Here is an 8,721-nt window from a genome sequence, read left to right as displayed (position 1 = left end):
AATTCGCAGCATGAAACATCAAGCAGTCGAACGTGACCCATACACCACAAACTTGACCCCAAAAACCGGCTACGCCGCTTCTAGGCTTCTAGGCTGCGTTCGCTCCCCCACCGCCGGAACTGCCCTTCGTATCGTGGAGCATCATCGATACTTCGGCGCTCGACGTGAGTGCGCTGCACCTGCGGCCGCGCGCCCCGACCTGTGGAAGGAAACGCGAATGGGCTACACCCTCCCCAGCCGTGTCCGGTTCCTCGCAGATGTCGCTGACACTCTCGAAAAGCAGGTGGTGTCGAGAGCATCCGCTGGCCCGTGGGCCCTATCGAACGTCGTCAAGGATGCGATCCAACGCGCGCCCCCCGACGATGGCACGGAACGTCACATGTGCGGCCTGATCGACCCCGACGATGCGCGCGCCGCGGTGGCCCGCGATCCGGACACGCTGCGTGCCGTCGCGGACGCGATGAAGGCAGCGGCCGCGGATCCCAGCGCAGCGTGGGCGGTCTTCGATGCGATGTTCGCGGTCGCTCTGCGCTACGACCGGGCGATGATCCTCGGATTGTCGTCGAACCTGCAGACCGAGATCGACCCGCCAGACTTCACGGAGGCGCCGCAAACCAATATAGAGTCGACAGCACTGGAACCGTTGGCCGAACCTGAGGTTGTGGAGACTATCGACGTAGATAATCGACCTGCCGTTGCATCAGCCCCCGCGCCCGCTGCGACAGCCCGCGATTCCTCGGCGCCAGCCGCCGCGACGATCGCCGCCACACCGGCCGCAGTCGACGTCGTCGACCCCGGCGATTCGCCCTGGGAATAGCCGACGCTCATGGCCGCACGGAAGACCACCCCGCGACGCTCCAGTCCCAGACGAGCCAGCGCCGCGTCGCTGATACCCACCCCGGGGCACGGGGAGCAGATCTGGATTCTCGATGTCCCGTACCGGGCATCCGCGCCCGGTGCCAAGTACTACAAGGCGCTCAAAGCGCATGCCTACATCGGCGCTCAATTGCCTGACGAACTCGCCGTCTACGCGTCGAAGCCGTACTCGTACGCTCGCTGGGTCGAAGAGGACTTCAACGGCGTGCGGCAACCGGGCGCTACTGGTTTCCACAAGATACCGCGGCCAGAACAGGTGGACGCCGCGAAGGCGATCGCGATGGCCTTTCACCACGGCAAGCGCGGATTCTTGTTGGCCGACGAGCCCGGTGTAGGCAAGACCGGCAGCGCGATCCTCGGCGCGAAAGCTGCGCTGAAATTGGGGGGTGGCGACACCGTACTCATCACCGTGGACCGGCCAGCCCAGATCACCATCGCCGCGTGGCGCGACGCCCTCGCTGCGTTCGGCGACGGTGGGTACCGGTGGCTGATCATCTCCCCGGACCAGCTCAAGAAGTTGCTCGGACGCAACGGCCAACCGAAGTACTCCTTTTCCCTCATCATCAATGACGAGGCACAGCAATTCAGGCACCTCACGGCCCAGCGCACCCAGTACCAGCGGCGCGTTAACCGCCTCTCCGCATCACCAGAGAAGGCGCCGTTCGTGATCACCGTGACGGCGACGCCGGGTCATCACCCAGGCGAATACACCTACTTGTCTTCGCTTTTCGCGCAACTGCACGATGACCCGCCGGGCGAGTGGGCCGATCTTGGTAAGAAGCTGGTCGAGCATGGACTTCCCCTGGCTCCCGGGTGGGACAAGGGGAAATGGGACTGGAACGACCATGCAAAAGGTTCTCAGCGGCTGCAGCATCAGGCCGTCACCCGCGTCCGGAAGTGGATGACCGACTGCGACCCGCCCGTCATGGTGCATCGCGACGCGCCCTGGGGGCCGCCGCCTATCGACGGCCTGCCGCTCGACTTCACCGCCACACAATGGGCTGCGTACCACCAGGACTGGAGTGACTTCCGGAGCGCGATGAGGATCGCCCGCCAGGGGAACGACACCGCCCGCGGCCGTGCCGCTCTGATGCGGTTCCGGCAGAAGGCAGGCATGCTGAGAGCCCCGCAGACCGCCGAGTTGGTAGCCGCACACGTCGAACGCGGCTACCAGGTACTCGTTGCCGTCGAATTGGTCACCACCGCCGCCGACCCGGTAGCCAGCCTCTTGGAGGAGCACGGCATTGGCGTCTCGCGCATCTTCGGCGGGGGCGATCTCGAGACGGAGCGCATTAGATTTCAGCGCGGCCACAACCCGGTCGCGGTGTTCACCACCGCATCTGCGATCAATCTGCAGGCGTCCGAGTTGATGGTCGACGGTTCCCGCGCCTCATCGGCACGTCGCATCGGGTTCTTCCACCAGCCTCGCTACTCCGGAATTGCCGCACGCCAAACGATGGGTCGTGCGCATCGCGACGGGCAGGTTTGCTCATGGTCACTCCTGTTCGCCGCCGGAACTGTGGAGGAGCAGGCGGCTCGGATCATGATCAATCGGCTAATGGTGACGTCAGCCAGTGTCGATGGCGATCTCGGGGCGTTCGGGAAGCTCGCGCGGCTGTTCGACGCAGACTGGCTTCCCGAAAGCATGTTCGAGTAGGAATGATGCCTGGACCAGGGACTTCTGCAATCGAGAATGAGCGGATGTGCATATCCCGGCAAGTGTGCTCATAGTTGGGTGTCCACCTCGGTGAACAGAAGACGTGCATGCTGAACTTCCAGAGTCGCTGCACGCACATTCCCCACTCAGACAGGTGTGTCCGCGTGGACACACGGCAACACTGAGAGCCGCACCCATCGGCGGACAGCCGGATGAGGTTCAAAGGTTGAGCTCAACCGGGGAGAACATCACGTGAGCACGTCTCGAGCAGCGCGGGCGCGATCACTGCCGGTGTATCCGGCAGCGGCTACGCCGACCCTGCGAATCCCCTCCTCGTCGCCACCGAAACAGATGACGGCTACACCACTACCGGGCAGGCACCGTTCGTGACCGGATGGACCTCGTCGACGCCATCGGTGTCAGCGCATACGACACCAAAACACAGAAAACTGTCACCTTCCTCATGGACGCCACCGACGGTCGAGGTGTCCACGCGAACCGAATCTCGCACACACCCTCGACCGCCACACCCGAGAATGCGGGTGGACCCGGCCACAGCAGACCAGATCACTGCACCGGTCGCCCTCCTCCGCTGGCGACTCACCCACATCAACTGGACAGGGGCCCTCCCCAAGCCGACACCGCACAACAGCCGACGCAACACGACGGCGAGAACGCCCCCTGACCCGGTTCCACCTCGATTCCGCTGTTTCGTCGGTTGGACACCACTCCCCGCGCAGCCCGGAAGAGGTGCGAGCCGCACAGAAGCGGTTGCTGGCGACGGCCATTCCGCGAAGGGTGGACACTTCGGGACGTGATGGTCCAGTCTATAAAACCGACCACTTTGCTCTGTGGACTACTGCCGACTGGGTGACCTTGTTTCCACAGACTTTCGTGACTTAAGGTGGAGTGCGCGCATCGCGCGGCGTGTCGGGGTCTGGGCGGTTTGCGTTGATAGGCATGCTAAATAGCCCTTCTAAGGATCGATCATGTCCACCAGGCCGCCCACCGGATCGACGCTACAAGTCCCCTGTTGCTCCTCGGCCGGCTCGTCAGCCAGAATGCACGAGCGGGCATCGCCGGCACTTAGGCGCAGCTATTTTCCTCAGGTCGGCAGAGCCTCCCGACGGGGCCGACGCGTCGAGAGGTCTGGCAATCATCCGCACCATCGCGGGCACGGGCGGACTTCACGGCATGGCGCCTCATTCCACAACGTCGGCCGTTTCGCCCCCAATGGGTGAATCACACGAGCGTTCGACGTGCTGGCGGAGGGCGCCACGGAGGTGCACGCTCAGACGAAAGCTCCCGCAATAAGTTCGAGGGACCTCATCAAGTCGTTGCACCGGCGAGAGACAACGCAGTGTCGCATCCCTCACGCGCCGAGAACCGGGCAAACGATGTTTACCAAGACGTTGTTGATCGACAACTACGACTCCTTCACATACAACCTCTACAGCTTCCTCAGCGACGTCAACGGGTGCCCGCCGACGGTGGTACGCAACGACGTGGACTGGCTTGCCATCGACCTGACCGAGTTCGACAACATCGTGATTTCTCCGGGGCCCGGTCGTCCAGCGAGCGAACGCGACTTCGGCATCAGCTCGCGGGCCATTCTGCAGGGTGGGCTTCCCACACTAGGAGTGTGCCTCGGCCATCAGGGTTTATGCCAACTGTTCGGTGCGCATGTCGTCTTGGCTCCAGAGCCTAGGCACGGTCGCAACTCGAAGGTATTTCACGACGGAAGAGAATTGTTCACGGGTCTCCCCTCGCCTCTGTCGGTCGTCCGGTACCACTCTCTCGCCGTCGAAGATCTCCCCGATGCGCTGGAGGCGACTGCGTGGACATCCGATGGGGTCCTTATGGGGGTAAGGCACCGTCTGCGCCCGCTGTGGGGGTTGCAGTTTCATCCGGAGTCGGTCTGCACCGATCATGGACATGAACTCCTCGCCAACTTCCGTGACCTCACCCCGACCCGCCGGAAGGGATCCGCCCCGAAGCCGCGACGGCGGCCGCGGACCTTATCCCCATACCTGGTGGAAACACGACGGATATATCGGCGAGTCGACCCACAGACGGTGTATGAGCGCCTGTTTGCAGACGGCCCCAACAGTTTTTGGCTCGATGGCAGCTCCACAGTGGAGTCGGACGCCCGCTTCACCATCATGGGCGACGCATCTGGCCCACGCGCCGAGTACGTCACGTACGACGTTGCGGACGGCACCGTCCTGGTGCACCGTTCCGGCGGTCCGGCCGACAAACGACGCGTGCGATTCTTCGACTATCTCGACGAACAGCTGCGGATCCGCGCTGTGCCGCCATCGCCGGACCTGCCGTTCTCGTTCAATCTGGGCTACGTGGGCTACCTGGGCTACGAGTTGAAGGCCGAAGCCGACGGCAATGCGCGACACTCCGCGGACACACCGGACGCGGCCCTGGTATTCGCCGACCGCGCAGTCGTGATCGACCACGTCGACGGCAGCTGCTACCTACTGGCGCTCAGCGAGCAGGCCCACGAACCCGAAACCCGCGACTGGATGCGCCGTACGGCGCGGGTAATCAACCGGATGCCCGTCACGACCGACGATGCGCTTCCCGCGCGGCCGCTCATCAGGTCGGCGGCAGACCCGCGCATGACGCTGCGCCACAACCGTGAAACCTACCTCAACAAGATCCGTACCTGTTTGGAGAACATTCGGGTCGGCGAAACGTACGAAGTGTGCTTGACGAACCACGCCCAGATCGATGTCGAGATAGACCCCGTCGAAACCTTCGCCTACCTCCGATCCATCACTCCAGTGCCCTACGCAGCACTCCTGAGGTTCGAGGCAGCGGACATACTCAGCGCCTCCCCCGAGAGGTTTCTGCGCGTGGGCGCCGACCGGGTCGTGGAGTCCAAACCGATCAAGGGCACCCGGCCGCGGGGTGCAACCGCTGCGACGGACGACGCGCTCCGCCAGGACCTTCTGACGAGCGAAAAGGACCGGGCCGAGAACCTCATGATCGTCGACCTCGTGCGCAACGATCTGTCACGGGTCTGCACTCCCGGTTCGGTGCACGTACCGCGATTGTTCGACGTCGAAACCTACGCACCGGTCCATCAGCTCGTGTCGACGGTGCGGGGGACGCTGCGCAGTGACGCGACTGTGGTCGGGTGTGTGCGTGCCTGCTTCCCGGGTGGCTCGATGACCGGAGCACCGAAGATACGCACCATGGAAATCATCGATCGGCTGGAGGAGGGGCCGCGAGGCGTGTACTCGGGCGCCCTCGGCTGGCTGTCGATCAACGGCACCGCCGACCTCAGCATCGTCATCCGAACCATGGTGTCCCGGCACGGGACAGTGAGCTTCGGGATCGGGGGCGCCATCGTCGCATTGTCCGACCCCGACGAAGAGTTCATCGAGACCCTGGTCAAGGCGGCCGCCATGCGCAGGGCCCTCACGATCAGCGCCGGCAAACCGCACGCCCTCGCCCACCACGTCAGTCCGCAGACCTCGAGTGACACCATCGATCGAGCCGGGCGACGACTCTCGCGGGCCGAATTGGGCGGTGTAGAGGTGTGGGTCTGCCCCGGTGTGCCAGCGCCCAAGGCCAACGCCGAACTGGTACTTGCCGAGGCCCTCGCCGATATTTCAGATGTCACGACTCCAGTGGTCGTGGACCTGTGCACCGGTTCCGGAGCAATCGCCTTGGCAATCGCGCATGCCCGAGCCGATGCCGGTGTACACGCCGTGGATGTGGATCCGACAGCCCTGAACGTGGCGCGACGCAACATCGAACGTCAGATCCGCCTCGGCGAGAGCCCGATCGTGCTTCACGAAACCGCCGTCACCGCGCCCAATCTGCTGTCCGGCCTGGACGGAACGGCCGATCTGGTCCTCGCCCGTCCACCGTGCATTCCCGAGGACGAAGACCTTCCCTCACAGTGCGGCGAGTACCACCGACGGGCCTCGGTCGGTGGTGCAGATGGGCTGAGGCTCGCCCGGCAAACCATTGTTGCGGCGGCACGGCTCCTGCACGCAGGCGGCAGCCTCGTCGTCGAGCACCGTCCCGACCGCTACACGACAGTGCTCGCACTACTCGACGAGAACAAGTTCTTCACCAACGTGGCAACACATTTCGACCACGCGGGAGAAGCGATCTACACCACATGCGCGCGGACCTCCCTGCAGCCCCAGCACACCGAGGTCGGGCCCGAGCCCAACCCCTGCACGCCTGACGCAAAGAGCAGATCGGAGAAGAGTCGTGGACGCCGTCCCGCCACTGATTCCAGGAACTGAAAAGCGCTCGGGGACCAACCTTCCGTCGGAGGCATGCCGTTTATCTGCCGCGCAAAAGGGAATCTGGTTCGCCCAGCAACTGGCCGGCGAGCTCCCGATCACGATCGCGCAGTACGTCGAGGTCTTCGGCGAGTTGGATATCGATTTGCTCGAGGCGACCAGCCGCGTGGCGGCCAGGGAGTTCGGTTCGGGGTTCCTACGCCTGGTCGATCACGACGGTGAGCTGTATCAACTGGTCGACGATTCTTCCGACAGCGGGATCCGGCGAATCGACTTTCGCGCGGAGGACGACCCGAGCGTCGCCGCGCAGCAGTGGATGCGCCGCGAGTTCAGCACACCGATAGACCTCCTCCACGATGCGCTCGCAGTCTCGGCGATACTCCAGGTCGGTGACCGGCACTACCACTGGTACTCACGCATTCACCACATCGCCCTCGACGGCTACGGCGCCATGACGCTGATGCAGCGTATCGCCGAGTTGTATACGGCCGCAGTTGCCGGTGTCGAAGCCCCGCCGCTCCGCGTGCTGGACCTCGCGCAGATCGTTGAAATCGATGCTGCCTACCGGAACTCGAATCGCTTCGAAGCCGATCGGCGATACTGGGCGGAACCGACCTCGGGACTGCCGGAGCCTGCGAGCCTGGCCGGGCGGTCGGCACCCGTCGAGGCACATCCGCGGGTGGCCAGCGCGGCCTTGTCACACGACGTAGCCTCAATGCTCGACTCGGTCGTCGCGAAGCACAACTCGAGTGCGGCACCGGTCTTGGTCGCTGCTCTTGCTGGCTTCCTGTGCCGGATGACAGGAAGATCGGACATCGTACTCAGTCTGCCGGTTTCGGCCCGAACGACCGCACCGTTGCGACGCTCAGGTGGGATGGTGGCCAATGTCGTACCGCTGCAACTCGAGGTGGGCGCGGACGTGACGATCGGGACACTGATCAAGTCCGCCCAGCTCGAGTTGACCGGGGCGTTGCGGCGGCAGCGGTACCGGCGTGAGGACATCTGCCGCGATCTCGGCAGGGACGTCAGCCGCAATCGCTCGTTTGGTCCGACTCTCAACATCATGCCGGCCGACCGAGAGATCCGGCTGGGCCCCCACCTCGGCCGCCTGCACGTGTTGACCTCCGGGCTCGTCGACGATCTTTTCGTCAACATCTACCCGAGCGTGGGCGGCACCACGACACACATCGACTTCCAAGCCAACCCGAGCCTGTACGACAACGACGTTCTCGATCGTCATCACCACCGCTTGTTGTCCTTTCTCGAACGCTTCCTTTCTGCCGATGCGGGGTGTCGGGTCGGTGACCTCGACATCCTCGACACCGACGAACGACGGAACCTGCTCGACCGCACCGGCGGCCCCGAACACCCCGCAACAACACTGCCACAACTGCTCACCACCGCCGCAGCACACGACCGCACCGCACCGGCGGTGCTATACGAAGACCACCACCTGTCCTACGAACAACTCGACACCGCATCCTCCCAGCTCGCACGGATCCTGATCGCCGAAGGCATCGGCACCGAAGACACCGTCGCCATCGCACTCCCCCGCTCCCCCGAAGCGGTCCTCGCAGTCTGGGCGACCACCAAAACCGGCGCCGCGTTCCTCCCAATCGACCCGAACTACCCGAAAGACCGCATCACCCACATGCTCTCGGACTCCCGAGCCGCACTCGGATTGACCACCACCCACCACGCCACAACCCTGCCCGGACCACTGCCATGGCTCGTCATCGACACCCCCGACTTCGAAACCCGCTGCAACACCATGGATTCAGGTCCGATCACCGACGCCGACCGACCCCGACCCCTGCACACCACCAACACCGCCTACCTGCTCTACACCTCCGGCTCCACCGGCACCCCCAAAGGCGTCGTCGTCACCCACCAAGGGCTGGCCAACCTCGC

General features: G+C 64.2%; 4 protein-coding genes. All 4 read left to right on the top strand.

All coding sequences use genetic code 11. The features are described from left to right. Positions 1-817 (top strand): hypothetical protein (locus ACFVJ3_RS48705; protein ID WP_378458914.1); only part of this gene is annotated, 817 nt, incomplete at its 5' end. A 9-nt stretch (positions 818-826) separates the two neighbouring features. Next, positions 827-2,533, top strand: coding sequence for a DEAD/DEAH box helicase (locus tag ACFVJ3_RS48700; RefSeq protein WP_378458913.1), 1,707 nt, complete (start codon positions 827-829; stop codon positions 2,531-2,533). A 1,397-nt stretch (positions 2,534-3,930) separates the two neighbouring features. Further along, entirely contained in the window at positions 3,931-6,810 is a 2,880-nt protein-coding gene (gene pabB / locus ACFVJ3_RS48695; protein ID WP_378458912.1) for an aminodeoxychorismate synthase component I, read from the top strand. Then, the coding region (locus ACFVJ3_RS48690; RefSeq protein WP_378458911.1) for a condensation domain-containing protein at positions 6,776-8,721 on the top strand (1,946 nt) is incomplete at its 3' end. The genes pabB and ACFVJ3_RS48690, both read left to right, overlap by 35 nt.

This window comes from Rhodococcus sp. NPDC127593 (assembly GCF_042671975.1).
In the GTDB taxonomy this organism is placed as follows: Bacteria; Actinomycetota; Actinomycetes; order Mycobacteriales; family Mycobacteriaceae; genus Rhodococcus_F.
This window is presented reverse-complemented; position numbering and strand designations above follow the sequence as displayed.